We start from the raw sequence: 25,187 nt of genomic DNA, 5'->3' as shown, positions 1-25,187 counted from the left end.
ATATAAGTTATTAATAAGTGATTTATAAATTATGTGTTAAATTATGGTATAAATATTTATACCTGTCAAGATAAAAAGTATGCAAAAAAATATCGGATTGAGACTAAAAGAAGAACGTGAACGTATGGGCCTTAGCCAAGTTGCTATGGGAGAAATTGCTAATGTAAAGAAATTAACTCAACTTAATTATGAAAAAGGTGAGAGATTTCCTGATGCATTATATTTATCTACATTAGCCAATTTTGGGTTAGATGTTCAATATGTTGTAACTGGTATTAGAACAACAAGTAATTTATCTGTTGATGAGCAAGATTTAATTGACAAATTTAGAACAGCACCATTGGCAATTAAAGCGGCAGCCTTAGGTGCATTAACAGCAGGAACGGCTCAGCAGGCAGGGGTTAATATTTCGAATAATACAATTCGAGGTGAAGGTCAAATTGCTGGTGGAAATATTTATACAACTAGGAGGCGGAAAATAAAGTGACGGTTAGACTTCAGGATAATACGGCAGAACAAATAGCTGGTAGAGATATTTATAATATTACGTCAAGTAATGATGATGAATTAGATACTCGCCCGTTGGTTCCTGCACAACGAAAATCCCTTAATAGTTTAATTTCTGATATTGAAAACTATGGGGAGTTAACGGCACGAGAACTATGGCTTAAACTACACGCTACTCTTGGTGTTTGTAGTATTAATGAAATAACTGTTTCACAATTTCCTATTGCTGATAAATTTTTAACTGATGAATTTGAGGCAGCTAAAGAAAAAGCATCTTGCAAAATGCTTATCCATTTGATTCTTTGTGAAATTAATGAAAGAGAAGAATTAAAAGATAAGATGAATCATTACAGTAAGCGGCAATTTTGTACTTCAGATTTAAAACGGCTTAATAAAATACAGCTACAAAATGTATTAAATTATGTTGAAGAACTTTCTAATTTAGAGAAATTAAATAATCAAAATTTATATAACCAAACAATAACTTTATTCAGAACTCAAATAAAACCCACGTTAGCAATATTTGCCGTGGGTTTTATTTTGGGTGCGATTATTTTCTAAAGATTAAAGATGAAAAATTTATGGTTATTTTGTACTTCAATTATATTTAGCGTTTTTTTATTAGTTGGTTGCAATTCTCATCCTGAATATGAGGAAAAAATAAAAAACTATATGATGGGTAAACTGAAAGATCCAGATAGTGCGCAATATATATTTAAAGGCTATATGCAAGGAAAAATAGATGGTCATGATGTAACTGTTTATATTGTATTTATTAATACTAAAAATGGGTATGGTGCGTTTACTGGTTATCAAGAATATGAATTTGCAATCTACAAAAATCCATCTGAAATAAGTGGATTACTTTTATCCCAAGGTGGTGTTGAAGAAGTTAGCCATTTAACAAACACAGATAGGTTTGAAGTTATTGAGAAAATGAAGATTATTGATGGTTAATATTGAATATTTAAATAAATAGGGTTGAGTATGAATAAATTAAATTTACTAATTTTATGTTTAGCTTTAGGTTTAACTGGCTGTGCTACTAAAAATTACGGTCGTCAGGGAGAATTAACTCAATATGAAAAAGACACCATGACTTGCCGTGAAATAGCACTAGAAAAAGCAAAAGTTCAAGGTTTTATAGAACATGTTGACAAAGAAAGTAAATTTGATGGTCGTTCCGTTCTATCCTTTTTAGGTGATTTTGGGGTTGGCAATGTTATTGAAAAAAACGCAGCTTTGAAGAGTGCAAATAGGCGTTCAACTCAATTAAACGATCTTTGGTCAACAAAGAAATGTGATAGTGAAGTGGTTGAGAAATAATTGATTAATTATTGAATAAGGATGATAAATTATGCAGGAATTGGTTAAATTTGAGTTTTATAGAATTCATAATTGTGGTTATTATAAATATAACAATCCTAAGCCTAAATATGGTTCAATAGAAGAAATTCTTAGTGATATTCAAAAGTGGGGACAACCTAAAAGTATTATTAAGACTAAACTTTATGAACCAGTTAATGACCGCTTACCTGTATATTTATTTAAATCTATTCCTTCTAAAACTAGTAAAGATTGGCTATTAGTTATGTGGAATGAAGTACCCTCAACTAATTCAAAAGTAGCCTCTATCGTGGGTAGTTCGACTGTTGCAAATCCTACTGTAGTATTGAATTCAGTTAGGTCTGGTTCAATACCGGGGTTTCCTACTTATTTTTGGTTTATTCCTGAAAAAAATATGTTTGCATCTATAAAATTCCGAAATAGAACTAATACTGGACAAGGAGCAATGAGAGCATACATTGAAGCAGCTCTTGAGAGGATATCTTCCTTTGTTCATAAAGATCCTAATTCTGGAGAAATTCTTGGATATGCACCTCCTAATGCTCAACCCGAAAAACTATACCCCAAATTTAGAACATTTAGAGCTCAAAAATCAGCTGAAATGGATAAAATCATCAATAACGCATCAAGAATAGGAAAAGTGTATTTTAAAGATACCTTAAAATTAACTCAAACCATTGATAAAAAATGGTGGCAAACTGGATTGAGAAAAATTGGATTAGGAGATTCATATGAAAATAAACGCACACAAGACGTGAAAATGAAGTATGAATTTATTCCAAAACTTTTAACTAAAAAAGATGTTAAGTCTATGATAAAAGAGTGGAAAAATTTGAAACAAAATGGTTGGAATGACTATGGGTTTAGCATGAAAGGTGATAGTAATAGTATATTATGGCTAAGTAAATCATTAATAAAAGCGGATGCAGATTTAGATGTTATATGGCAAAATAGTGAAATAGTTGAACCATACTCATTATTGGAACAATTGAATTTACACCGAGACACTATACTTAATAAAATTTAAAAATGAAAAAAGCTTATATAATTAAAAGCATCCTTATCATTATTGCAACTGTGTTTGGAGTATTAGGATATTGTTATGGGAAAAACATTCCTTTTTCTGAACAATGGCCTTTGTTTGAAGCCCTTAGAACAACAGCATCAATTATTTTTGCTGTAGTTGGGGCATGGCTAGCAATCATTTACCCAGAACGTCTCAAATTTACATTTAAACCTACAGAAAAAAAAACGAGTTCTAATAGTAATATTGGAAAATTATTGCATCCTGCAATTAATTCTACTGTGATTCTGTGCGTTATTTTAGTGATAGGAATACTTGCACCGATTATAAAACAGTTTAGTTTTATTCAAGATAGCAAAGATGTAGCAAGAGGCATCTCTTATTTTATACTTGTTATGCTAACTATATGGCAACTTTGGACCATAATATTAACCTTAATTCCTGCTGATATGATTAAAACAAAATCAGACGAAGAAAATGAAGAAAAAAAAACTTTAGATGATTTATTTGTACTAACTCAAAAATCAGACAAAAATAATTTGAACTAGGGCAAATAATCTGCCCCCGTTCAAATTACATTTCAAGTAAGTAAGATCATAATAACCTCATACATTAATCTAATTAATTATGAGGTTTTTTTATGAAACACCCTATCAAAAAATTATCCCAAATTCGTTTGTTTAAATGGTATTTAGTCGCTATTACTTTATTTGCAATTATTACATTACTCTCACCTCAACAGTTGCCCGTTGTAGCTTATAAACTATCTCTTGTTTTACTTTCTGCTGTTGTTGGTTATCACCTTGACCGTGCTCTTTTTCCTTATTCTTCTCCAGGTAGTTATCTTTGTACTGATTGGAAAAAAGATGGTAAAAACTTCTATCAAATTAAATACATAAAAGATGGTAGATTGTATGACAAATCAAATGCCAATTACTTAGCCGAATACCCTGTATTAGAACCTTATCGGATGATTTTTGCGGTTGTTCTGATTCGTCGGGCGTTAATTGTTTCCGCTGTGATTCTTGGCGTAACACTTGGATTATAGTCATGCGTTACTTAACCTTAATCATTGTATTTATGCTGTTTAGTTGTCATTTAGCGCCTGCTATAGCAGTTGTACCAAATGATGCTAAGCAACATCAACGGGAACTGACACGTAATGCACGTGCAATTTTTGGTCTTGATGCACCTGTTTCATTGTTTGCAGCTCAAATTCATCAGGAATCAAGATGGAAAGTAAACGCAAAATCACATGTGGGTGCTCAAGGTTTGGCTCAGTTTATGCCAACTACGGCTGATTGGATTGCAGGGGCTTATCCTAAATCATTGGGTAGCAACGAACCGTATAACCCATCTTGGGCACTGCGTGCTTTAGTTCAATATGATTATTGGTTATATCAACGTATAAATGAAACAGCTAGTGATTGTGACAAGTGGGGATTCACGCTCTCAGCATATAACGGTGGGCTTGGTTGGGTGAATCGCGATCGTCAACGAGCAAAACGAGAATACCAAGATGCTACTCACTATTGGGGCGTTGTTGAAAATATTAATGGCGGTCGTAAAAGCATTAATTTTAAAGAAAACCGTGATTATCCGATTCGCATTATCTACCGTTGGCAACCTGTTTACATTGCTGAAAATTGGGGTTTAGGAGTTTGTGATGATTAAAAATATATACAAATTAATCAAAAGCTTTTTTGTGAACAATAAAAGTTATTTTTTGTTGGGAATAATTTTGATTGTGGGTTTGGGTTCGCTTTACCGATTAGGTGTCAGTCATGGCAGATCAATGGCCAAACAAGAATATATTGCTTTAGAAGCACAACAAGCAATGGATACGTTAAGTCAATTTATTGAGAGTACAAAGCAATTAGCTAAAGCCGCTAATGATGCAAGTTATTCATTGTCACGGCAGATAGTAGAAAGGAAATTATATGATGAACAATCAAATCAAGCATTACAAGATGCACTTAACAAAACGGCTAATGATCGCAGTTATTGCGTGTTTGATGATAGTGTCTTGCGGTTCATCGACTCAGCCCGTGCAAATGCCGCTCAAGCAACAACCCATGGTTTTACCAGCACAACTGACGGTACCATGCGAATTACCCGTAAAACGACGAAATAATACGGCGGATGGTTTAGCTGAAGCCTTAAAACAGCTTTATGACCAATATGGGCAGTGCTCAGGTCGATTTATTGAACTAATAAAATATATTAACGAGGTAAACAATGGACAACGCTGATTTAGCATCAACTGTAGAAATGGAAGCACGGGAACGAATACTAGCAAAACATCAAGCAAAGGCAGGAGTATCAAGTTTGTATTGTCGAATCTGTGAAGAGCTGATAGCTGAAGAACGTCGAAAAGCATTAGTGACTGATTTATGTATTGAATGTGCTTCGATAAAAGAAAAAAGGAATAAACGATGAATTTTAATGAACTTACCTTTAACTGGCAGTTTCTGCAATGGGCTGTAATGGCGGTGGTTGGCGTTTACTCATGGTTAATTGGTCGTCAATCGGCTAGCCAAAAAGAGCTACTAGACTTACGTATTCGAGTAACACAAGTTGAAGAGACGGTTAAGTCATTACCAACTCAGCATCAGGTAACCAAATTGATTGAAAAATTAAGTAGCAATGAAGCTACTTTAAATCAGTTATCTGATCGGCTTTCAGGATTATCTCGTCAATTAGATAACATTAACCAATTTTTATTAAAGAACAAGTGAGGAATTATGAGCTACGCTGAATTTTTAAAAGAAGATCAACGTTTGGTTATTTTGCGTATCTTATATGAAATGCCAAGTTATAGCAGTAATTCTAGCATTATCTATAGTGCGTTAGATCACTATGGCCACGCTATTAGTCGTGATCAAGTTAAAACCCATTTAAGTTGGCTTGGACAACAAGACTTAATTAAAACCGAAACAATCGGTAGTGTTATTGTTGCACGTTTAACCGATTTTGGTGCTGATGTGGCTACCGGTAAAGTTGTTGTGCCTGGTGTAAAACGACCAAGCGCAGGAGCTTAATTATGGGACGTAAATCAACGATCCACAAACTAGAGCCTGAGGTACGTAGTTATATTGAGAAACTATTACGAGCAGATCAACTTACTCTTGATGAAATGATTGCAGAACTGCAACAAAAATTCCCAAGCAGTGAAACTCCTAGCAGAAGCAGTTTGCATCGATATCAGAAGGGATTTAATGAAATGACCAATAGCTTACGTGAAATTGAAACAGCATCACGTATTTTGGTTGATGAACTTGGTGACAGTGTTGATGATAAATCAGGAGCACTACTTGCTCAGGCTGTTACAACGCTGGCAACGCGTGCCGCATTTAAGGCACATGAATCGGAAGATATCACTATCAAGGAAATTAGTTTTTTAGCGAAAGCCGCTAAAGAGGCCATGCAAGCAAGGCAATTAAGCTTTAAAGAGAGGCAGGAAATCGAAAAAGCAGCACGTGAAAAGTTATTGCGTGAACAAAAAGAAAAACTGGATGAGCTAGAAAAAACAGGCGAAGTACCAGCTGAAATGTTAGCTAAAGTAATTAAAGCGGCGTATGACTTATGACAGTAAAAAATGAACCAGCCTTAAAACTCTATGACTATCAAAAACAGTGGGTAAACGACACTAGCCGTTTTGCTATTGCTATGTTTTCTCGGCAATGTGGTAAAACCTTTACCAGTACATTACAAATTGTGCTCGACTGTTTGCGAGCTGAAGCTCAGGGGAAACGTGCGCGTTGGGTGATTTTATCACGTGGTGAACGTCAAGCACGTGAAGCCATGAATGAGGGGGTTAAAGTTCATCTGCGTGCAATGTCCGCAGGTTTTAAAGAACTCGATTATGATTGGGATGCCAATATTCGAGCGTTAGAAGTTGAATTACCCGGTGGCAGTAAAATTACTGCTTTACCTGCCAATCCAGACACCGCTCGTGGTTTTAGTGCTAGTGTTTTACTGGATGAATTTGCCTTTCATCAAGATAGCCGTGCTATTTGGAAAGCCTTGTTCCCTGTTATTTCAAAGCCCGGATTAAAATTGCGAGTCATTAGCACCCCCAATGGTAAAGGTAATAAGTTCTATGAACTGATGACTGGTAAAGATGATGGTTGGTCACGCCATGTAGCGGATATTTATCAATGCGTTAATGATGGGTTACCTCGAAATATTGAGGAATTACGCAAAGGTGCCGGTGATGATGATTTATGGGCACAAGAGTTTGAACTCAAGTGGCTTGATGAAGCCAGCAGTTGGCTTGATTTTGATTTAATAACCAGTGTCGAAGATGAAAAAGCGGGAGTTCCTGAACACTATACAGGCAATCCTTGTTTTGTTGGCGTTGATATTGCTACACGTAATGACCTATTTGTTATTTGGGTCATTGAACAAGTGGGCGATGTTCTTTGGACTCGTGAAATTATTGAGAGGAAGCGAATCTCTTTTGCCGAACAAGATTTACTGCTTGATGATGTTTTTAGACGTTATCGTATTATTCGTATCTGTATGGACCAAACAGGTATGGGGGAAAAACCTGTTGAGGATGCTAAACGGCGCTATGGTGAAATGGTCGTTGAAGGTGTGCTATTTACCGCTCCCAATAAATTAACATTAGCAACACAAGGTAAACAAGCATTTCAAGATAGAAAAATTCGTATTCCCGCTGGCAATAATGCACTTCGTGCTGATTTGCATAAGTTGAAAAAAGTGACTGGCGCAACGGGGCAACCGCGTTTTGTTGCTGATTCTGATAGTAATGGTCATGCTGATAGAACTTGGGCTGCCTTTCTTGCAATTAATGCAGCTAGCCAAGATAGGTATGAAATTGAATATCAGTCACTTGGATATCGTGATTCTTACCGTTCATTGAATCAATATTCGGGTAGCTCAGAACTGGAAACAACTGATACAGGCTTTGGCACAGTACGGGGCGGTAACGATTTTGGAGGATTTATTTAATGTTATGGTTTAAAGGCAAAAAGCCACATGTTGAAACAGGACGAGAGCTGGCAGGCACAGGTGAAAATAATGATATTACTAAATTGTTTGTTGGTTCGCTAGCGCTGCCAGATGATAGTGTTCTTCGTAATCGGGGTGGCGGTCGTTTAGATATTTACAAAGAAGTTTTAAATGATGATGAAGTGAAATCGGCATTTACTCAGCGTCAAGATGCTGTTATATCTCGTGAGTGGAAAGTGGAACCCGGAGGCGATAAACCGATTGATATTGAAGCAGCTGATGCAATGAGCGAGTTATTAAAATCGGTTGGGTTTGACCGAGTGACTAAACTAATGCACTACGGTGTTTTTTACGGTTATGCTGTGGCGGAGTTAATTTATGGCATCAAAGATAATCTATATTGGATTGATGATATCAAAGTTCGTGATCGCCGTCGTTTTCGGTTTACTCCAATGGGTGAACTGCGCTTATTAACGCCCAATAATATGCATGAAGGTGTTGCTTGTGATGCACCGTACTTTTGGCATTATGCAACTGGTGCCGATCATGATGATGAACCGTATGGCCTAGGCTTGGCTCATTGGCTTTACTGGCCAAGCTTTTTTAAACGCAATGATATTAAGTTCTGGCTAATTTTTCTGGAAAAATTCGGCATGCCAACGGCAGTGGGCAAATATAGTACAGGTGCAACACCTGAACAAAAACGGGACTTACTGTCACTCACTCGTGCAATTCAGACCGATTCAGGCATCATCATGCCAGATGGCATGACGCTTGAATTGCTACAAATAGCACGCTCAGGCGCAGGCGATTACAAAGCGTTTTACGACTCAATGAACGAAGCAATTAGGCGTGTAACCGTTGGACAAATTACTTCCTCAGGTGGTGCATCAAGCTCAATCGGTGGTGATGAATCACTCCAAGCTGCGGTATTAAGTTCAATTGCAAAATCAGATTCTGATGTAATGTGCGAGAGTTGGAATCGAGGACCAGGTACTTGGTTTACACAGATGAATTTTCCCGGTGCTGCTGTTCCTCAGGTTTCACGTATTTTTGATGAACCAGAAGATTTAAAATCAATGTCAGAACGTGATAAAAATATTATTGAATCCACTGGTTTCCGTCCAACTCTTTCGCATGTACAGGATACTTATGGTGGTGAATGGGAAGAAAAACCGCAACTAGCAGAGCCGATTGATGCGCAATCTTTAAAAAACGTTGATTTTGCCGAACAGCAACCGAATACCTTTGCACCCGTGTTGCAATCAAATCATTTAAATACGGAAATGCAACCAGTTACCGACCAATGGATTAATCAAATTAAAGAACTGGTTGATAATGTTCAATCATTAGAAGAATTACGTGATAAGTTATTTGAGCTAATTCCCGATATGCAATTAGATAAATATGCAAAGGTCATGGCTGAAGCATTAACAGCAGCTAATTTAGCAGGTCGCACAGAACTACTTGAGGATAGCAAAAATGGTTAATGTCGCATATGGCTCGTTGCCATTTAAAGAGCAAATTGAATTCTTCAGACGTAAAGCAAATGTGCCCACAAACAGCTATGTAGATATCTACAATAATGAGCATGATTATGCCTTTGTTGTGGCGGGTGCTAATCGTAATGCATTACTAAATGATTTTCGTGCAGCTATTGATAAAGCAATTAGCCAAGGCACAACACTGGATGAGTTCCGTAAAGACTTTGCTGAGATAGTAGAACGTCATGGTTGGAGTTATAACGGCGGTTTTAACTGGCGTACTCGTATCATCTATGAAACAAATTTAAATTCATCTTATCAAGCTGGACGCTACCAGCAATTACGTGATGCTAAGTTTCCATACATGGAATATTTGCATAGTGATTATGTTGAACACCCTCGTGAACTTCATCAAAGTTGGGATCATCTGGTATTAGATTTTAATGATCCTTGGTGGAATACTCACTTTCCACCCAATGGCTATGGTTGTCAATGTCGTGTTCGTGGGCGTACTACTGGTGATCTAAAAAGAATGGGAAAAAACCAACCTGACAAAGCACCAACAATAAATTGGGTTGATAGAGTGATTGGTGAAAATAGCGGTAATCCTAGAATAGTTCGAGTACCTGAAGGAATTGACCCTAGTTTTGAACATATTCCCGGGCAATCAAGACTTGATAATTTTGTACCAAATCCATTAGATACAGATCCAACTTTAAAACGAGGTTTACCATCAAGCAAAGCAACTGATGAATGGCCAGCTATCCGTGAAGTAAGTAAAAATAGACTGTTAGAAAAAGGCCTAACTGAAGCAGATTATGCCAATATTTTCTTAAATGAATTTGGCGCAACGTTAACTAAGCCAGCTATTTTTAAAGATGTAGCCGGTGATGCATTAGTAATCGGTAAACAGCTTTTCACTGTTAGCAAAACTGGTGAATTGAAAGTTACAAAACGTGGTCGTGAGCAATTTTTATTATTACTAGCTGATTCATTAAAGCAGCCGGATGAAATTTGGACGAGAATGGAATACTTTGATCATCTACAAAAATCGGTGGTTCGTCGTCGCTATATCTCGCGTTTTATGATTGATGGTGAAGTTAAGCCCATGCTTGCGGTATTTGAAGTGGGTGATGATGGTTGGTTAGGTGTAACAACATTTGCGCCAGATAACCCTGAATATTTAGAACAGCTTCGGGTCGGTGTTCGAGTGTTTAAACGATAAACCTCAATCACTGCCATAATTGAGGTGCATAAGTAAGGATTTGAGGCTTTGGCAGAAGCTGCTTACTTACATTCAAAATAGTATAGGTGAAAAAATGACTGGCGTAAATATTGAGTTTAATATACAAGATGCGCTTGATGCTATGCTTCATATTGAAGCGGCCATAAATGATACTCAAAGTTTATTTAGTCATATGGGCGAAGTATTACTTGATATTCATGAAGCACGCTTTAATGCCCAAGAATCGCCCGATGGTGTACCGTGGAAAGAACTATCTCCTTGGTATAAAGACTCAAAACCCAAACAAAAAGATAAAATTTTAACGCTAGATGGTAATCTAAGAAGTACGTTGCATTGGCAGATTGAAGGCAATACTTTGTTGTTTGGTACGAACTTAATCTATGGCGCTATCCATCATTTCGGCGGTACAATTAAACCAGTTAAGGGCAATGCATTAAATGTGGGAGGACGTCCTGTAAAGAAAGTGGTAATTCCAGCAAGACCATGGCTTGGCATTAGCGCCCAAGATAAATTACTATTGGTCGATGTTGTGCGTGAGCACTTGGGTTTTGCTTAAAACGCAATATAACGCGTTTTAAGCCACTTTACTAAAAAAGGCTAATTAGTTTATTTACGAATCGCTTTAATCGTGTTGTAAATGCTTTATAATAAGTTTTTAGTGTATATTTCTTCTATTATTTTGCCGTTCCTCTTTCCAAATCATTAAAAAATTATCTGCCCGCGTTCAGATTATCCTTTTCTCAAAATAAGTCATGATGCTCTATATCAATTTATTGGAGCATTTTTTATGGCACTTATTCCCGTTTTTAAACCTGGTACGCATACTGCGGTAGATGGTCGAAAAATCACTTTTACTTTAGAAAATTGTATTGATTTAGCAGAAAGCTACGATCCAAGTTTATCTGAGGCGCCTGCAGTAATTGGCCATCCAAAACTAACAGCTCCGGCTTACGCATGGGCAAAATCATTTGAAGTAAAAGATGGTTTGGTTTATGCCAAGTTAGATCAGATTAATCCAGAATTTGCTGAAGCCTATAATGCGGGCAGTTATAAAAAACGTTCACTTTCAATTTATTTACCCGATTCACCTGGCAATCCTAAACCTGGTCATTATTATGCTCGGCATATTGGTTTTTTAGGTGCAGCAGCTCCTGCTATTAAAGGTTTGCCTGATGTTAGTTTTGCCGAATCTGGCGGCGAGCAAGGTGCTGTTGAATTCTCTATGGCTGATGAAGAATTTGATGAGAATTTGATTTCAATTTTGTCTAACCTGCGTGACCTCTTGATTGAGAAAGAAGGCATTGCCAGTGCTGACTTATTTTTACCGCAATGGCGCCTAGAATCATTGCGTGCAATATCCGACAGAAAACAAAAGGAGAAAGAAAAAATGCCTCAACCTTTAGACGCTAGCTTTGCCGAACAACAAGCAGCAATTGACGCTAAGAATGCTGAACTAGCCAAACGTGAACAAGCATTGCTAGAAAAAGAACAAACTAACAGACGGGCAGAATTTGCATCATTTGCTGATGAATTAGTTAAAGATGGAAAATTATTACCTGCTCATAAAACTACAGTTGTTGAAGTATTTATGGCGTTGGGTAGTGAACCAATTTCATTTGCTGAAGGTGATGCAACTGTTAACAGTTCCCCAGTTGATTTAATCAAAAAAGTACTTTCAGAACGTCCTGCTTTTATGAACTTTGCTGAAAAATCAGCTGCTAGTGATAGTGAAGATAACGTTGATAAACAAGATCCAAAAGTCATTGCTGATGCAGCCAAAGCCTATCAAAAAGAACAGGCAGACAAAGGCAATACAATTTCAATTAGCCAAGCAGTTACGCATGTAACCAAAGCTAAAAAATAAGAGCATTAATTACAGGCTGATTATCAATATCAGCATCATTTTAATTTTAACCAAAAGGTTTTTATATGAATATTCCAGGATTAACAGTAGCAAAAACCGCTGAAGGCGAAGTCAAACCACGCGTGATTGTCTGTCATGGTAGTGAAGATGGTCTAGCAAAACAAGCGATTGACGGTACCGTATTATTAATCGGTGTATCAACAATTGTGGGTGGTGGTGACGGTGAAGTATTTGATGTTGTGCGCAGTGGGTTGGCACAAGTTTTTTATAGCGAAGCAATTGCAATTGGTGATCCAATCACAGCAAATGCCGATGGTCGAGCTAAAAAAGCAATGCCAGGTGATTTTATTATTGGCTATGCCGAAGTTGTGGGTAATGCCGATGAATTAGGCACTATTTGGATTGCACCAAGCAAACAAGCTTAGCCTTTTATTTAACTAATGGTCTATGACCTTTAATAAACACGTTTTAATAAATAGGAGTTTTATATGCAACGCCCTTTTCCCGTTGAACCGCAGTTGACTGCAATTGCTATCGCTTACCGTAATAATAAGCTAATTGCCGATGAGGTTTTGCCCCGTGTGCCTGTTTCTAGCACGTCTTTTAAATGGTTGGAGTACGATTTTTCAGAGCGATTTACGCTCCCAGATACTAAAGTTGGGCGGACGTCACAACCGAATCAAGTTGAATTTGGCGCCAAAGAGCAAGAAAGTTCAGTGACTGATTATGGACTAGATAGCCCCGTACCACAAGACGATATTGATACTGCAATCACAGGACATAACCCGCTCGGTCATGCAGTCGAAGCAACGACTGATTTAATTTTGTTAGATCGTGAGGTTCGTGCTGCTAATGTACTGTTTAATGCAAGTAACTACACCAACACCCAAAAGTTAACAGAAGCGCAACAGTGGAATAAGGATAAAAGTGATCCGATTGGTTTAATTACAGACGCTTTTGATTCAATGATTGTGCGACCTAATATCGGCACACTAGGTCGTCGAGTTGCAACAATATTACGTCGTCATCCCAAAATTGTTGCTGCATATCATGGAAATGCCGGTGAAAACGGTCTTGTCCCGCTCGGTTTTTTAGCTGACTTATTAGAGTTAGAAGCGATTTATATTGGTGATGCATTCCTAAATAGTGCAAAACCAGGTAAATCACCAACCCTATTACGTGCATGGGGCAATAAAGCTAGTTTCACCGTTCGCAATAAATTAGCAAATACTAAAGGTGGTGTTACATTTGGCTTTACAGCCCAATTTAAAGATCGTGTTTCGGGTTCGATTGTTGATCCTGATATCGGTTTACGTGGCGGTCAACGTGTTCGAGTTGGTGAGTCAGTCAAAGAGTTAGTTGTAGCTAAGGATGCGGGCTATCTGTTTGAAAATGTTATTCCAGCAAATGGCTAATAATGTGAACTAAAACCAACAATAAATTATTGTTGGTTTGAGGGAGATAAGATGAATGTTCCATATATTACATTGCTTAACCTCGCTGAGCGCCCGGGTCTTATTGAACTGTCGCAAACAGTTGCTCAAGATGGTGAGATCCCTGTTTCGAGTAATTTACTTAGTGCAATTATTCATGAACAAGATACGTCTTCCTGGTCGACGGATGATGTGGCTGCGGCTCATGCAACGATTTCGCGCATTACTGAGTCAATCAACGATTCGGAAGCTGAAATCAATGGTTTTTTGCGTCAGCGTGGGCATAAGCTGCCATTAACTGTTGTGCCTCGATTATTGACAGATTGGGCACGCATTATTGTTCGTTACAAATTGCATCGCAATCGTGTTTCTGATGAAAAAAGCGATCCTATCGTGCGTGATTACAAACAAGTTCTGGGCTTTTTAAAAATGGTAGCTGAAGGTAAATATTCGCTTGGTATTGATGACGCTTTGCCTGTGGCAGGTGGTGTACCAAAACAGACTGGACCGGTAAGAGTATTTGATATGAACACATTACGGGATTTTGGACGATGAGTAGCGCACCATTTGATGTGTCAGTTGTTGCTGAAAAATTAAAAGGTTTAATGCCCGATAAAACCTTAGTGTTTGTTGGTACCAGTGCTGAATACAGCAAGCTGACTGATTTAACATCGGCGCCAACACCTGCTGCTTACGTTTTGCTTGGTAAGGAAACGCCGAATGATAAGCCAACAGGAACACGGCAGTCAGTAAGTGTTAATTTTGGTGTTGTGGTTGTTGCACGTGATATTTCAAGTCAAGCAACCAATATTCAAAATGTTAAACAGCTAGCAAACCCCGTTATAGGTGCGGTGCGTGATTTGTTGATTGGTAAAACAGTTCAGTTTATTGATGGAGTTCGTCCAGTCACATGGGTTGGTGGGCAAACGTTAGGTTTTCAAAACGGCGTACTTGTTTGGATTGATTCATTTCAAACCCAGCATTTTATTGGTAGCCGATAAATAGTTTTAGGAGAAAGATATGTCAGATTTATTAATGAGTCTTCAGGGTACGATTAACCTTGCCACACGTAATACCGCAAGTTCACCCGTTCGACCTAATGCCTTTCGGCATGTGGGTACCGCTGACTCTTGCGAGATGGAGTTAAGTGTTGAGACAGTTACGCAAAATGAATCATATACAGGACAACGTCTACAAGTTGGTGAATTAACACTGGGTAAAAGTGGTACGTTAAATCTTACGTTAAAAGATTGGTCAATCGAAAACATTGCGTTAGCGCTTTATGGTGAAAAAATTACTGTTGATGCGGGTATTGTCACTGATGAAAAATTACCTGAAAGTCTGGTAATTGGTGACCGCATCAAATTAGCCCATCCATTTGTTGCCGATGTTGAGTTAAAAATTGCTGATGGAACCATATTAGTATTAGGCACGGATTATGAAATCGAATCAGCCCATGCAGGATTAATTAAATTATTAACTACAACGGCATTAACCGCAACGGTAGATTATTCATACGCTAAGACTGAAAGCTTGGGGATTTTTACACGCCAGCCACCAGAACGTTGGTTTATGCTCGATGGTATCAATACTGACCGTGAAAATGAACATGTAATTGTGGAGCTATTCCGCGTTAAATTCAATCCAATTTCTAACTTCTCGTTACTACACAATGAGGGATACGGTGAATTACCACTTACTGCCACGGTTTTGGCTGATATGAGTCAAAACAAGGATAGTTCGCTTGGTTATTTTGGCTCATACGTTCAAAAGGCGAAATAAATTTATTTTATTATGCGGTGATGTGTCACCGCTAATTATTCAACTCTCTAATTTTATTAGTAGGTAAATAACATGGCAGAAAAAGTGACAGCAACAAAAGAAGAATCAAATGATTTAGCAACATTAATGCCGAATCGTGAGATCGTGCTAGCTGGTGAAACAATTACAGTACGTGAATATTCATTTAAAGATGCACTAACAATCGGTAACGAAATTGACCAGTTTGTTGCATTAATTGTGAATGAAATGAACGGTACAAACAAAATAACTATTGAGCAAGCAGATTCAATCATTATGAATAACCTAGAGCTAGTTTATTCATTAATCAGTACATCCATTCAAAAACCGATTTCGTTTATTGAAGCGTTGTCATATGAAGATGGTTTGCAATTACTTGATTGGTGGTGGGTTGTTAATTCTCATTTTTTTATGAACGCGGTAAGTCGCAAAATCATTCGGCAAAACGCTGCAAAACAGGCAAATCAGTAAGCTGGAGCGAGGTTTTTACACTATTAATTAAAAATGGACATGAACCACAGCAGTTACCGCATTATACGCAACGCCAATTACTGCTGTATTACGATGAATTAATTAAGTTACAAAACCGAGAACGAGCTAACCGAATTGAGGATGTTTGTGTTGGCTTTTATAGTGGTAAACAAGTTACAAAGTTTGTAAAACAGTTACGCGGAGAGCAATAATAATGGCTAATAACGATATGAATATTGCAATGAAGTTCACTGCTGATGTGAATAGAGCAAAAGATAATATCAGTCAATTAAATGCTGAACTGAAAGAGTCAGCAAATGTTGCTCAAGATGCTAACAAAAAAAGTGCTCAAAGCATCAAAGATGTTTATACGGCACAAACTGAGGCAATGAACCGTGGTGCGCAAGCTGCCTCTGCTGCTGAAAAACAAGCTAAAGCACAAAGTATTGCCGCTAAAGCAGCTGAAGCGCATAAAAAAGAAGTTGAAAAACTGCGCCAAGGTTTAGACAAATTACTTGCTAGTATTGATCCTGCTACAAAAGGTCTAAGTCGTTTAGATGAGCTAGAAAGCAAATTAAGGAAATCCAAAAAAGCGGGCGTGATTGATACTGATACGTTTGATGATTATCTTGGAAAAATCAACAATCAACGTGCTGCATTATCAACGGTTGAAACACTAAATGAGGGGACTAAAAGATTGGTATTTAATACCAAATCTGCCCACCGAACTTTTTTTATGATGTCAAAACAGCTCGCTACGGGTAATTTTAATGGCATTAGTAACTCATTATTTTCAATTGCCAATATGACAGGAAAGTTACCTTCATTATTTGGGGCTGCTGCTATTTCTGCCGGTGTATTTATTGCTGCAGCTTACAAAATGTCACAAGTGATAAGTACGATAATTTCAGAACAAGAGCGATTTAATCGTGCATTAATTTCAACGGGTAATTATGCCGGTGCTACCGCAGGAGGGCTTGAGGCCATGTCTCAACGTATCGGTAAAATTAATCATAACTACAGTGAAACACGTGGTGTTATTGCTGAACTGACATCAGAGGGGAGATTATCAGCAAAATCGATTGAAAACATTGCTACAGCATCAGCATATATGGCACAAGTGACAGGAAAAAGTGCCCAAGACGCCGTTCAATCATTTAAAGGTATTGAAAATTCGGTCACTAGCTGGGCTGTTGAAAGTAATAAACAATATCACTTTTTAGATCTGGCTACTTATCAGCGTATAAGCGCGTTAGAAGAACAAGGTAGAACCGAAGAAGCTATTGCAATCGCTACAGATAAATATGCTTCAGAGATGGAAGTCAGCGCTAATAAGATGAAAGAACAGCTCAATTGGTTAGAAGATGCATGGCGACGCTTCAAAAATGGGGTTAGTGTTCTAGGTAATGAGTTAAAGAAAGAGCTTAAGTTTGATTTAGGATTATCAAGCCTAGAAGAAGATATTGAAAGAATGGAGAAAGCAAAAAAAAGAGGTTTTTACATTGTTCCTGGATCAGTATCTATTCCATACAATAAGAATGATGATAAAGCATTACAAGAAAAATATGCTCAACGAGATAAGCTTCAAAAAGAAGCACAAGAAAAGCATGACACCGATGTCATTAATGAAAAAGCAATCAATGCCCAAAAAGAACTTGACGAGCTTCATAAACAAAATGCAAGCGATGCCGAAAAACAAGCTAAAGCGGTTGATGAATTACGTAAAAAATATGAAGCACTTTGGGCCAATGAAAAAGGTCGTAAAGATTTACAGGCTCAAGGGGTTAAATCAAAAGACGGTAAATCATTTTCAGGGGGTCAATATGATAAAGATGTTAAAAATATTACTGATAAAGGTATTCTTGAATACAATAAAGGGGTTGAAAAATCACTAAAACTGACAACAGAACTGCAACGAGTGATGCATGAAATCAATGAAGGGCAGTATAAAAATGCATCACAAGCAGAAAAAGACCGAGCCATTGCACTAGCGAAACAAGTTGACGCTAAAAATGCAGCAAAACATAACAAAAAAACTGATTTTTCATTAACAAATGACAAAACCAATCTAGCGTTGCAGCAACAATTAAATGAACTATTACTTGGTACAAAGGCGAGTGATGACACAGTTGAACAATGGTATAACAATCTATTAGCCCAGTTTAAGAAAATGGGAAATAAAGAAGGTATCGATTTAATCGACCAAATTTTACCCCTTAAAAAAGCTGAAGCGAATTTAAATGAAATTATCACTAAAATTCAACAGGTACAATCACGTCAATCAACGAAAGAACAGAGTATTCAAGCACAAGTAACAAGTGGGTTAATTACACAAGTTGAAGCGCAAAGCCAGTTAATTGATTTGCACAAGCAAACAGCGCAAGAACTTGCCAAATATTTACCTACTTTGCAAGCTATGACTGAATTACCCGGACAAGCTGGCGAAAATGCCCAAAAAGCGTTGGCAACATTACAACTACAAATTGCAGAACTAAATAAAACCACAGATGCACTTACTAATGCATTTAAAAACGGATTGCAAAGTGGCATTCAAGGTAGTTTAGATAGTTTGGCTAAAGGTACCTTTGAATTAAAAGATGCACTAAAAAATCTAGCGCAAAGTATTTTATCGTCGATGGCGCAAGTTGCGACAAAAGGTTTAGCAGATATGGCAATGAATGGACTATCAAATTTAGGTAGTTCGTTATTTGGTGCTGCCACTGATGCTGCTGCTTCAGCAGGACTGATGGAAACAGCAATTGCAACCAGTTCGGCAACTGGTGCTGGATTAATGGGTGATTCTATTTCTATGTCAGCAGGTATTGGGGCAGAAACGATTTCGGCATCAATGATTACAGCCGGAACAACAGCAGGTGAAATTATTAGTGCAGCAATGATTTCAGCATCAAGTGCTAGTGCTGGTGCAAATGCGGGCAGTTCTGCTATAGGCGCGGCAGCAGTAGCTGCTGCAACAGGTGGTTATATAACCGGAGCCGGAACATCAACGTCTGACTCGATTCCGGCAAAACTATCTAACGGAGAATATGTTGTTAAAGCGGAATCCGTTAAAAAATATGGGGTTGATTATCTTCATGCAATCAACACGGGACGATTACATCGTTACGCAACTGGTGGTTTAGCTTCAAATGCCAGCAGTCCGAAGGCACCAAATATATATGATGAAAATTTAACATCACGCGCAACAAATCAAGCTCAGTCGGCTCCTGTCATTCAACAAACTCTGGTTCTTGATAGCGGTGAAATGATGAAGTCTGGTATTAGTTCTGTTGATGGTTCAAGGGCATTAATGACGTGGATTCATGCTAATGCACCAACGTTAAAGCAGGTGTTATCATGAAAAACATATTTTTATGGCAAGCTGAACCAGATTGGACTAATGGCATAACTGAAATACTGGAATGGAAAACCGATATTTTGCAATCGTACAGTGGCGCAGAGCAACGCATTGCTCGGCGATTATCACCGCGTCGAACGTTTGAATTTTCAATTCTAATTAATGGTAATGAACGTGCCAGATTTGAAAATAGATTGGCATTTGTTGGCGGAAATTCTTGGTATTTTCCTATTTATACTGATGTTACCTATCTGAATGATGCGGTTAATACAGGTGCTATAGTTCTGCCGTGCAGCACGGTAGGTCGTAATTTTGTAGTCGGCAATAAAGTACTAATTAAAAGTGAGATTAACAATGTTAATCAAACAGCATTATTTGAAGTCGCAGCGATAGGCACAGATTCAATCACATTAGTTAATCCAGTTAAAGCTAAGTTTTTGGCCGGTGCATGTATTTATCCTATTCGATTAGCTGTATTAACAGATGCCCCAGAACTTACACGTCATAATGATGATCTACTTTCCGCTCAGATTCGTTTCAGAATTAGCGAACATAACGCTTTTGGTAACGATATTTCACACTTACCAGTTTATCGACATTTTCCTGTGTTAACTATGCACCCTGATTGGTCTGAATCGTTAAAAGGTCGATATGAGCGTGTTTTGCTTGAATTAGATAATGGTTCTGGAATTCCAAAAAGATTAGACACCGCCCGTTTACCATTCTTTGTGCAAGAGTTTCGTTGGTTTCTAACTGAGCGAAATGAGCAAATGCAATTACGTCAATTATTTTATTATCTTAATGGTTGTCAAAAAAATATTTGGGTATCAAGCCAAGCGAGCGATTTTAATGTTCTAGCTGTTGATGGTCGAGTTCTTGAAGTTGAAAACACAGGATTTAATGAAATTGGATTAATGCCTAGTCGAAAAGATTTGGTTATCAATTTATGTAATGGCAATGAGCTATATCGTCGTATTGAACTTGTTGCTATCGTTTCTGATGAGATTGAGCGTTTACTACTGAATGAACCCATTAATGTAAATGCTGACGATATTCTTTCTGTTTCATTTTTAACATTATGCCGTTTAAATAGCGATGCAGTTAGCTGGAAACATGTAACCGATGCCGATGGACTAGCTAATATAACTTGTAGTTTTAGAGGAGTACGCGATGAGTTGGAATCAATTTGAGTATTCAACAAATAACGGTAAACCATTAACGTTATATGAATTTATTCGTAATGAACAAAAATATTATCGCTATACCAATGCTGATAGAAATATTGATTTTAATGGTGTGATGTGGATAAGTGAAGTAATCAGTAATACAGGACTCAGTATAGGCACCGGTAATAGCCTAGAAATTACATTGCCGTCAACGTCGGACGTAGTTCGTTTATTTCGTGGCGTACCGCCAACCAAACCCGTTGTAATCAAAATGTATCAGTTACACGAAAATAATAATGAATTTAAAGTTATCTGGGTCGGAAAAATCCAAGAAGTTAAACGTGAATCAATTGAAAAAGCAAAATTAATTACGGCAAGTGTTGCAAGTTCGTTTGAACGAAGTGGTTTAAGACTAACTTATGGGCGTTCGTGCCCATATGCCCTTTATGACCACAATTGCCGGATTCGACAAGAAAACTATAAAGCCGCGAATATCGAAATTATTGCGCTCGATGGGGCAAATATCACATTGAATCTATCGAACATCGCATCAGGTCATTTTTCTGGTGGATACATGGAATTTTATATCGATGGTATTCAAGAACTGCGTGGATTGAAAGCACATGTTAATAACGTGATTGGTGTTCTTGGTGGTACTCAAGGATTAAGTAAAGGGATGCGTATTAATTTATATCCCGGATGCAATAAAACCATCAAAACCTGCAATGAAAAATTTAATAATCATCTCAATTATGGTGGACAACCCCACATTCCGGGCATTTCACCGTTCACAATCGTTAAGCTTTTTTAATTTGGAGGAATTTTATTGTGTGGTGGGCTGTTGCTAAATTTGTTGCTGTTATTGTTGCCAGTTATGTGATTGCACGTGTTACTGCGAAACAACCCAAAAGTAATCGTCCAACTGCAGCAACTGAAGATGATTGGAATATGCCGATACCTGATGAGGGTACTCCCCAATGTGTGTTTTTTGGCGACTGCTGGACTGCGGATTGGTTTGTGCTTGGTTATGGCAATTATCGTTATAGTGCAATTCGTAAGTAATTTTGGAGCATTTATTATGAAAATAACAATGGAACATATTCGTGCGGGCGGTGGCTGTGCCGGAGGATTACGTGAGTTTTTTAAACGCTATAACTTAGATTTAAATGCGTTTATTCGTGATGGATATATTGATTCAGAAATAGTTTTAAAAACAGGTGATGCGTTAGCGATACATATTGTCAATATTGCAAAAACAGGGATGAAGTTAAATGGGATCTAAAAAGAAAAAGGTTACCGTAGGATATCGTTATTCATGGGATTTATTTTGCGGGTTAGGTCGTGGTCCAATTGATTCTATTGTTGCGATTACAGCTGATAAGAAAATTGTGTGGTTGGGAAAAGAAGGCGAAGCAAATACGAATTGCTCTATTTATATAAATAAACCCAATTTATTTGGTGGTGAGGACACTGGTGGTGAAGGTGGTATTCAGGGGAACCTTGAAATAATGATGGGTGAACCAAACCAAATTCCATCAAATAGTTTAAAAAGTATTTTAAAAGGATTGATTCCGGGATTTCGTGGTGTGGTCACAACATTTTATTCAGGATTAATCAGTTGTTACAGTGCATCACCAAAACCTTGGTCTTACCGAGTTCGTCGTACAGCGAAAGGGTGGGATAAAGGAAATGTTTGGTATCCTGAAAAATGCACAATCATGTTGCGTGACGATGCATCAGAAATTATTGGTGTTGAAGATGAGATAAAAAGCAAATTACCTGTTGAAGATTTAATTCTCCTTTTAATGAACGAAAACAAAAATAAAAATGAAAATGAAATTGAATTAAAACCTAATATCAATGGTATAGGTAATAATAAAGCCCCCAAACAAAATGAAGAAGAGAAGAAAAAAGAGAAAGAAAAAAAGAAAATTGAGAAAATAAAACAAAAGCTTGCTAAGTTGCGTGCAGCAGTAACTAATAATATTCGTAATATTCATGCAATGAATCCTGCACACATATTATTCGAGTGCGCAACCAATCGAGATTGGGGACGTGGCTTAAACTGGGATGAAATCGATATTGAAAGTTTTAAAAAAGTGGCAGACACACTATTTAATGAAAAGTTTGGTTTATGTTTTCGATACAACCGACAAGACCAACTGCAAACATTTATACAGCAAATTTTAGACCATATTGGAGCTGCTCAATATGCTGATTTATCAACCGGGAAATTAACATTAAAGCTGATTCGCAACGACTATGATCCAGAAAAATTACCATTATTTAATTATGATAACGGTATTTTATCAGTACAAGATGATGATTCAGCGAGTAATGATGCTACATATAATGAAATAGTTGTTACATATAGTAATCCTGTAACACATGAAGATGGAACTGTTCGTGCTCAAAATCTAGCTTCTATTCAACAAGTAGGCTTAATTAGTAATTCAGTTGAATATAAAGCAGTGCCAACACAAGAACTGGCCGCTCGCGTGGCTGAGCGAGATCTTGAAATGAATGCAGCGGGCATTACACGTTTAATCATTAAATTTGATAGACGTGGCGGCATATTAGAGCCGGCATCGTGTTTCCGTGTATCTTTACCTGACCGTGATATTGAAAATATGATTTTACGCGTCGGAAAAATAGAAGAACAAAATGATGGTGCTTTATTAATAACTGGCGTGCAGGATGTTTTTAGTTTGTCATCAACATCTTACAGTACATCACAACAAACAAGCGAATGGGTAGCACCAGATAATTCAATTCGGGCAGTTAATGATGTACAACTTATTGAATTACCTTATGCGGTTCTTGTATCAACATTGAGCGCAGCGGATCTAGATTATGTAAAACCATCGTCAGGATACATAGGTGTTATGGCATCAGCACCAACCTCAGCATCAATTAATTATATTTTACAATCTCGTGCAATGGGAACTGACTTTGTTACACAAAGTCAAGGAGATTGGACTCCAAAAGCAACACTAATAAACGATATCGGAAAACTAACAACAAAATTTGAAATCAATTCTGATTGTCAACCAAGCATTGGTGAAGGAATATTAATTAATGATGAGTTCATGCGTGTTGATGCAATTGAAAATAACATAATTACAGTGGGACGAGGTTGCCTTGACTCACTACCAAGTTCCCATAAATGTGGTTCTAAAATCCGTTACTACATGAACGCGATATACCAAGATAGTATTGAATATTTATCAGGTGAAAAAGTTCAAGTAAGACTATTAACACAAACAAATATAGGAGTGTTAAATCAAGAAATAGCACCAATAGAAAGCGTTGTAATGTCGAATAGACAAATACGCCCTTATTTGCCGGGAAATATAAAAATAAACGAAGTCTTATACCCCGATTCTATCGATGAAGCCGATAATTATGTATTAACATTTTCACATCGTGACAGAGTATTGCAAGCAGATCAGTTAATTGATTGTTTATCAGATAATATAGGCCCTGAAGATGGCACTGTCTATAAAATAGAAATTGCTGACTATTATACAAAAGAAATTCTGTGGAAATTTAATACCACTGATACATTCATATTATTACCGTATTCATCCCGTGAAGACTATATTTATGATGATTTACACATTTTAACTTTATATAGCATTCGAGATGGTTATGAATCATTACAAAAATTTGTAACAACACTGCCTGAAGGTCATATCACTGTGGAGAGCAAATAATGTCTAATCAAAGTGAATATTATTACGGTCAAGGAAAAGTGTTTTTAGCACCTATAATAGATGATCATCAATGGCGATGGGTTGGTGATGTATCTTCGTTAAAAATCAATTTTGAATTTGAAGAACAATATAGTAAACGCAGTATTGGTGGACGATTAGTTAACGGCAAAAGGTTTATTACTTTCACAGGGGGAAACGTTACTGCAACTTGGTTTGATCGTTCACTAGAAAATCTTGAATTATTGTTGCGAGGAAAGTCTGTATCACATCAACAGGGTTGGACTGAAGAAGAGTTCAGAAATATAAAATCAGGCATGACAATCTATTTACAACATCAAAATATAAGAGACGTTTTTATTGAAAATCTAAATGAAAATATTGATTACATTGTAGATTGTAAAGCTGGTTCAATTATCTTTATAACAAAACCAAAATCGCAACGGCTTCTAGTTGAATATGATTATTCAGGATTAAGCGGTATTAGCATTTTAAATAATGAGCCTAACGATTTTTCACTTCGATATGAAGGAAAAAACATAATAGACGATAAACCAATCAACATCGAGCTTTATCGCTTGTCATTAGATCCCATTGAATTTATCAGCTTGATTGATGATAAATCAGAATTTTCAAATGTTGAAACTACATTACAGTTATTACCTGATTTATCAAAAAATCCCAAATCAGATTTTGGACTATTCGGCAGAATAATACAGTTTAATGATTTCAACGACATCTTATACGATGATGAAATTGCTTATGATGAACGATACCAATTTGCATATTAGAGGAAACAT

31 protein-coding genes are annotated in these 25,187 nt (G+C 37.2%); all 31 read left to right on the top strand.

Annotated features, from left to right (window positions below):
* The first annotated feature begins 79 nt into the window (after positions 1-79).
* Positions 80-487, top strand: a complete 408-nt coding sequence (locus GQ590_RS03485) for a helix-turn-helix domain-containing protein (protein ID WP_160406632.1) — start codon at positions 80-82, stop codon at positions 485-487.
* Positions 484-1,068: a hypothetical protein gene (locus tag GQ590_RS03480; protein ID WP_160406630.1), complete on the top strand. Its 585-nt coding sequence runs from the start codon at positions 484-486 to the stop codon at positions 1,066-1,068. The genes GQ590_RS03485 and GQ590_RS03480 overlap by 4 nt, the downstream gene beginning before the upstream one ends.
* A 9-nt stretch (positions 1,069-1,077) precedes the next feature.
* Positions 1,078-1,464 (top strand): hypothetical protein, encoded by a 387-nt coding sequence (locus GQ590_RS03475; RefSeq protein ID WP_160406628.1) that lies wholly within the window; start codon positions 1,078-1,080, stop codon positions 1,462-1,464.
* A 30-nt stretch (positions 1,465-1,494) separates the two neighbouring features.
* On the top strand, positions 1,495-1,833 hold the full coding sequence (locus GQ590_RS03470; RefSeq protein ID WP_160406625.1) for a hypothetical protein: 339 nt from the start codon (positions 1,495-1,497) through the stop codon (positions 1,831-1,833).
* A 31-nt stretch (positions 1,834-1,864) separates the two neighbouring features.
* The gene (locus GQ590_RS03465) at positions 1,865-2,881 is read left to right on the top strand and encodes a hypothetical protein (protein WP_160406622.1); all 1,017 of its coding nucleotides are present in this window, start codon (positions 1,865-1,867) and stop codon (positions 2,879-2,881) included.
* A gap of 2 nt (positions 2,882-2,883) precedes the next feature.
* Positions 2,884-3,426, top strand: coding sequence for a hypothetical protein (locus GQ590_RS03460; RefSeq protein WP_202112855.1), 543 nt, complete (start codon positions 2,884-2,886; stop codon positions 3,424-3,426).
* Between the two features lie 92 nt (positions 3,427-3,518).
* Positions 3,519-3,926 (top strand): putative holin, encoded by a 408-nt coding sequence (locus GQ590_RS03455; RefSeq protein WP_160406619.1) that lies wholly within the window; start codon positions 3,519-3,521, stop codon positions 3,924-3,926.
* Between the two features lie 32 nt (positions 3,927-3,958).
* Positions 3,959-4,552 carry a transglycosylase SLT domain-containing protein gene (locus GQ590_RS03450; protein ID WP_368669148.1) on the top strand — a complete coding sequence of 198 codons (594 nt, stop codon included), beginning with the start codon at positions 3,959-3,961 and terminating at the stop codon, positions 4,550-4,552.
* A complete protein-coding gene (locus GQ590_RS03445; RefSeq protein ID WP_160406613.1) occupies positions 4,545-5,012 on the top strand; it encodes a hypothetical protein in 468 nt (155 codons plus the stop codon). Before GQ590_RS03450 ends, GQ590_RS03445 begins: the two co-directional genes overlap by 8 nt.
* Positions 5,013-5,116: 104 nt before the next feature.
* Entirely contained in the window at positions 5,117-5,317 is a 201-nt protein-coding gene (locus tag GQ590_RS03440; protein WP_160406608.1) for a TraR/DksA C4-type zinc finger protein, read from the top strand.
* A complete protein-coding gene (locus tag GQ590_RS03435; protein ID WP_065574282.1) occupies positions 5,314-5,616 on the top strand; it encodes a DUF2730 family protein in 303 nt (100 codons plus the stop codon). Before GQ590_RS03440 ends, GQ590_RS03435 begins: the two co-directional genes overlap by 4 nt.
* A gap of 6 nt (positions 5,617-5,622) precedes the next feature.
* Positions 5,623-5,919, top strand: a complete 297-nt coding sequence (locus GQ590_RS03430; RefSeq protein WP_065588008.1) for a hypothetical protein — start codon at positions 5,623-5,625, stop codon at positions 5,917-5,919.
* A gap of 2 nt (positions 5,920-5,921) precedes the next feature.
* Positions 5,922-6,467 carry a phage protein Gp27 family protein gene (locus tag GQ590_RS03425; protein ID WP_160406606.1) on the top strand — a complete coding sequence of 182 codons (546 nt, stop codon included), beginning with the start codon at positions 5,922-5,924 and terminating at the stop codon, positions 6,465-6,467.
* Entirely contained in the window at positions 6,464-7,855 is a 1,392-nt protein-coding gene (locus tag GQ590_RS03420; protein WP_202112854.1) for a terminase family protein, read from the top strand. The genes GQ590_RS03425 and GQ590_RS03420 overlap by 4 nt, the downstream gene beginning before the upstream one ends.
* Positions 7,855-9,345, top strand: coding sequence for a DUF935 domain-containing protein (locus GQ590_RS03415; RefSeq protein WP_091123311.1), 1,491 nt, complete (start codon positions 7,855-7,857; stop codon positions 9,343-9,345). Before GQ590_RS03420 ends, GQ590_RS03415 begins: the two co-directional genes overlap by 1 nt.
* Complete coding sequence (locus tag GQ590_RS03410) at positions 9,338-10,564, top strand: PBECR2 nuclease fold domain-containing protein (RefSeq protein ID WP_160406602.1); 1,227 nt, start codon at positions 9,338-9,340, stop codon at positions 10,562-10,564. The genes GQ590_RS03415 and GQ590_RS03410 overlap by 8 nt, the downstream gene beginning before the upstream one ends.
* A gap of 94 nt (positions 10,565-10,658) precedes the next feature.
* The gene (locus GQ590_RS03405) at positions 10,659-11,141 is read left to right on the top strand and encodes a phage virion morphogenesis protein (protein WP_160406599.1); all 483 of its coding nucleotides are present in this window, start codon (positions 10,659-10,661) and stop codon (positions 11,139-11,141) included.
* 231 nt (positions 11,142-11,372) lie between these two features.
* On the top strand, positions 11,373-12,449 hold the full coding sequence (locus GQ590_RS03400) for a peptidase (protein ID WP_160406596.1): 1,077 nt from the start codon (positions 11,373-11,375) through the stop codon (positions 12,447-12,449).
* Between the two features lie 65 nt (positions 12,450-12,514).
* Positions 12,515-12,874, top strand: a complete 360-nt coding sequence (locus GQ590_RS03395) for a DUF2190 domain-containing protein (RefSeq protein WP_160406593.1) — start codon at positions 12,515-12,517, stop codon at positions 12,872-12,874.
* 63 nt (positions 12,875-12,937) lie between these two features.
* A complete protein-coding gene (locus tag GQ590_RS03390) occupies positions 12,938-13,864 on the top strand; it encodes a phage capsid protein (protein WP_160406588.1) in 927 nt (308 codons plus the stop codon).
* Positions 13,865-13,915: 51 nt separating this feature from the next.
* The gene (locus GQ590_RS03385) at positions 13,916-14,437 is read left to right on the top strand and encodes a gp436 family protein (protein WP_160406585.1); all 522 of its coding nucleotides are present in this window, start codon (positions 13,916-13,918) and stop codon (positions 14,435-14,437) included.
* Positions 14,434-14,883: a hypothetical protein gene (locus GQ590_RS03380; protein ID WP_065635990.1), complete on the top strand. Its 450-nt coding sequence runs from the start codon at positions 14,434-14,436 to the stop codon at positions 14,881-14,883. The genes GQ590_RS03385 and GQ590_RS03380 overlap by 4 nt, the downstream gene beginning before the upstream one ends.
* A gap of 19 nt (positions 14,884-14,902) precedes the next feature.
* Entirely contained in the window at positions 14,903-15,664 is a 762-nt protein-coding gene (locus GQ590_RS03375; protein ID WP_160406582.1) for a hypothetical protein, read from the top strand.
* A 72-nt stretch (positions 15,665-15,736) separates the two neighbouring features.
* The gene (locus tag GQ590_RS03370) at positions 15,737-16,153 is read left to right on the top strand and encodes a DUF6631 family protein (protein ID WP_160406580.1); all 417 of its coding nucleotides are present in this window, start codon (positions 15,737-15,739) and stop codon (positions 16,151-16,153) included.
* Between the two features lie 214 nt (positions 16,154-16,367).
* Positions 16,368-19,511 carry a phage tail length tape measure family protein gene (locus GQ590_RS03365; protein ID WP_160406577.1) on the top strand — a complete coding sequence of 1,048 codons (3,144 nt, stop codon included), beginning with the start codon at positions 16,368-16,370 and terminating at the stop codon, positions 19,509-19,511.
* Positions 19,508-20,698 carry a phage tail protein gene (locus GQ590_RS03360; protein WP_160406574.1) on the top strand — a complete coding sequence of 397 codons (1,191 nt, stop codon included), beginning with the start codon at positions 19,508-19,510 and terminating at the stop codon, positions 20,696-20,698. The genes GQ590_RS03365 and GQ590_RS03360 overlap by 4 nt, the downstream gene beginning before the upstream one ends.
* On the top strand, positions 20,679-21,485 hold the full coding sequence (locus GQ590_RS03355; protein WP_160406570.1) for a phage BR0599 family protein: 807 nt from the start codon (positions 20,679-20,681) through the stop codon (positions 21,483-21,485). Before GQ590_RS03360 ends, GQ590_RS03355 begins: the two co-directional genes overlap by 20 nt.
* A 17-nt stretch (positions 21,486-21,502) precedes the next feature.
* A complete protein-coding gene (locus GQ590_RS03350) occupies positions 21,503-21,736 on the top strand; it encodes a hypothetical protein (protein WP_065574298.1) in 234 nt (77 codons plus the stop codon).
* A gap of 16 nt (positions 21,737-21,752) precedes the next feature.
* Positions 21,753-21,956 (top strand): hypothetical protein, encoded by a 204-nt coding sequence (locus GQ590_RS03345; protein WP_160406567.1) that lies wholly within the window; start codon positions 21,753-21,755, stop codon positions 21,954-21,956.
* On the top strand, positions 21,946-24,390 hold the full coding sequence (locus GQ590_RS03340; protein ID WP_160406564.1) for a phage tail protein: 2,445 nt from the start codon (positions 21,946-21,948) through the stop codon (positions 24,388-24,390). The genes GQ590_RS03345 and GQ590_RS03340 overlap by 11 nt, the downstream gene beginning before the upstream one ends.
* A complete protein-coding gene (locus tag GQ590_RS03335; RefSeq protein WP_160406561.1) occupies positions 24,390-25,178 on the top strand; it encodes a hypothetical protein in 789 nt (262 codons plus the stop codon). Before GQ590_RS03340 ends, GQ590_RS03335 begins: the two co-directional genes overlap by 1 nt.
* Positions 25,179-25,187 lie beyond the last annotated feature (9 nt).

Origin of the sequence: Gilliamella sp. Lep-s35 (genome assembly GCF_009795845.1) — a bacterium.
Classification (GTDB): domain Bacteria; phylum Pseudomonadota; class Gammaproteobacteria; order Enterobacterales; family Orbaceae; genus Gilliamella.
Note: the sequence above shows the minus strand (reverse complement) of the source record. Positions and strands in the feature narration are given on the sequence as shown.

Coding starts and splice junctions, on each gene's coding strand:
- GQ590_RS03460 (WP_202112855.1), top strand. CDS start 2,884: ATGAAAAAAGCTTATATAATTAAAAGCATCCTTATCATTATTGCAACT.
- GQ590_RS03340 (WP_160406564.1), top strand. CDS start 21,946: ATGGGATCTAAAAAGAAAAAGGTTACCGTAGGATATCGTTATTCATGG.
- GQ590_RS03365 (WP_160406577.1), top strand. CDS start 16,368: ATGGCTAATAACGATATGAATATTGCAATGAAGTTCACTGCTGATGTG.
- GQ590_RS03385 (WP_160406585.1), top strand. CDS start 13,916: ATGAATGTTCCATATATTACATTGCTTAACCTCGCTGAGCGCCCGGGT.
- GQ590_RS03425 (WP_160406606.1), top strand. CDS start 5,922: ATGGGACGTAAATCAACGATCCACAAACTAGAGCCTGAGGTACGTAGT.
- GQ590_RS03375 (WP_160406582.1), top strand. CDS start 14,903: ATGTCAGATTTATTAATGAGTCTTCAGGGTACGATTAACCTTGCCACA.
- GQ590_RS03430 (WP_065588008.1), top strand. CDS start 5,623: ATGAGCTACGCTGAATTTTTAAAAGAAGATCAACGTTTGGTTATTTTG.
- GQ590_RS03360 (WP_160406574.1), top strand. CDS start 19,508: ATGAAAAACATATTTTTATGGCAAGCTGAACCAGATTGGACTAATGGC.
- GQ590_RS03345 (WP_160406567.1), top strand. CDS start 21,753: ATGAAAATAACAATGGAACATATTCGTGCGGGCGGTGGCTGTGCCGGA.
- GQ590_RS03355 (WP_160406570.1), top strand. CDS start 20,679: ATGAGTTGGAATCAATTTGAGTATTCAACAAATAACGGTAAACCATTA.
- GQ590_RS03445 (WP_160406613.1), top strand. CDS start 4,545: ATGATTAAAAATATATACAAATTAATCAAAAGCTTTTTTGTGAACAAT.
- GQ590_RS03400 (WP_160406596.1), top strand. CDS start 11,373: ATGGCACTTATTCCCGTTTTTAAACCTGGTACGCATACTGCGGTAGAT.
- GQ590_RS03465 (WP_160406622.1), top strand. CDS start 1,865: ATGCAGGAATTGGTTAAATTTGAGTTTTATAGAATTCATAATTGTGGT.
- GQ590_RS03450 (WP_368669148.1), top strand. CDS start 3,959: ATGCTGTTTAGTTGTCATTTAGCGCCTGCTATAGCAGTTGTACCAAAT.
- GQ590_RS03420 (WP_202112854.1), top strand. CDS start 6,464: ATGACAGTAAAAAATGAACCAGCCTTAAAACTCTATGACTATCAAAAA.
- GQ590_RS03390 (WP_160406588.1), top strand. CDS start 12,938: ATGCAACGCCCTTTTCCCGTTGAACCGCAGTTGACTGCAATTGCTATC.
- GQ590_RS03475 (WP_160406628.1), top strand. CDS start 1,078: ATGAAAAATTTATGGTTATTTTGTACTTCAATTATATTTAGCGTTTTT.
- GQ590_RS03435 (WP_065574282.1), top strand. CDS start 5,314: ATGAATTTTAATGAACTTACCTTTAACTGGCAGTTTCTGCAATGGGCT.
- GQ590_RS03455 (WP_160406619.1), top strand. CDS start 3,519: ATGAAACACCCTATCAAAAAATTATCCCAAATTCGTTTGTTTAAATGG.
- GQ590_RS03415 (WP_091123311.1), top strand. CDS start 7,855: ATGTTATGGTTTAAAGGCAAAAAGCCACATGTTGAAACAGGACGAGAG.
- GQ590_RS03405 (WP_160406599.1), top strand. CDS start 10,659: ATGACTGGCGTAAATATTGAGTTTAATATACAAGATGCGCTTGATGCT.
- GQ590_RS03470 (WP_160406625.1), top strand. CDS start 1,495: ATGAATAAATTAAATTTACTAATTTTATGTTTAGCTTTAGGTTTAACT.
- GQ590_RS03370 (WP_160406580.1), top strand. CDS start 15,737: ATGGCAGAAAAAGTGACAGCAACAAAAGAAGAATCAAATGATTTAGCA.
- GQ590_RS03395 (WP_160406593.1), top strand. CDS start 12,515: ATGAATATTCCAGGATTAACAGTAGCAAAAACCGCTGAAGGCGAAGTC.
- GQ590_RS03410 (WP_160406602.1), top strand. CDS start 9,338: ATGGTTAATGTCGCATATGGCTCGTTGCCATTTAAAGAGCAAATTGAA.
- GQ590_RS03440 (WP_160406608.1), top strand. CDS start 5,117: ATGGACAACGCTGATTTAGCATCAACTGTAGAAATGGAAGCACGGGAA.
- GQ590_RS03380 (WP_065635990.1), top strand. CDS start 14,434: ATGAGTAGCGCACCATTTGATGTGTCAGTTGTTGCTGAAAAATTAAAA.
- GQ590_RS03485 (WP_160406632.1), top strand. CDS start 80: ATGCAAAAAAATATCGGATTGAGACTAAAAGAAGAACGTGAACGTATG.
- GQ590_RS03335 (WP_160406561.1), top strand. CDS start 24,390: ATGTCTAATCAAAGTGAATATTATTACGGTCAAGGAAAAGTGTTTTTA.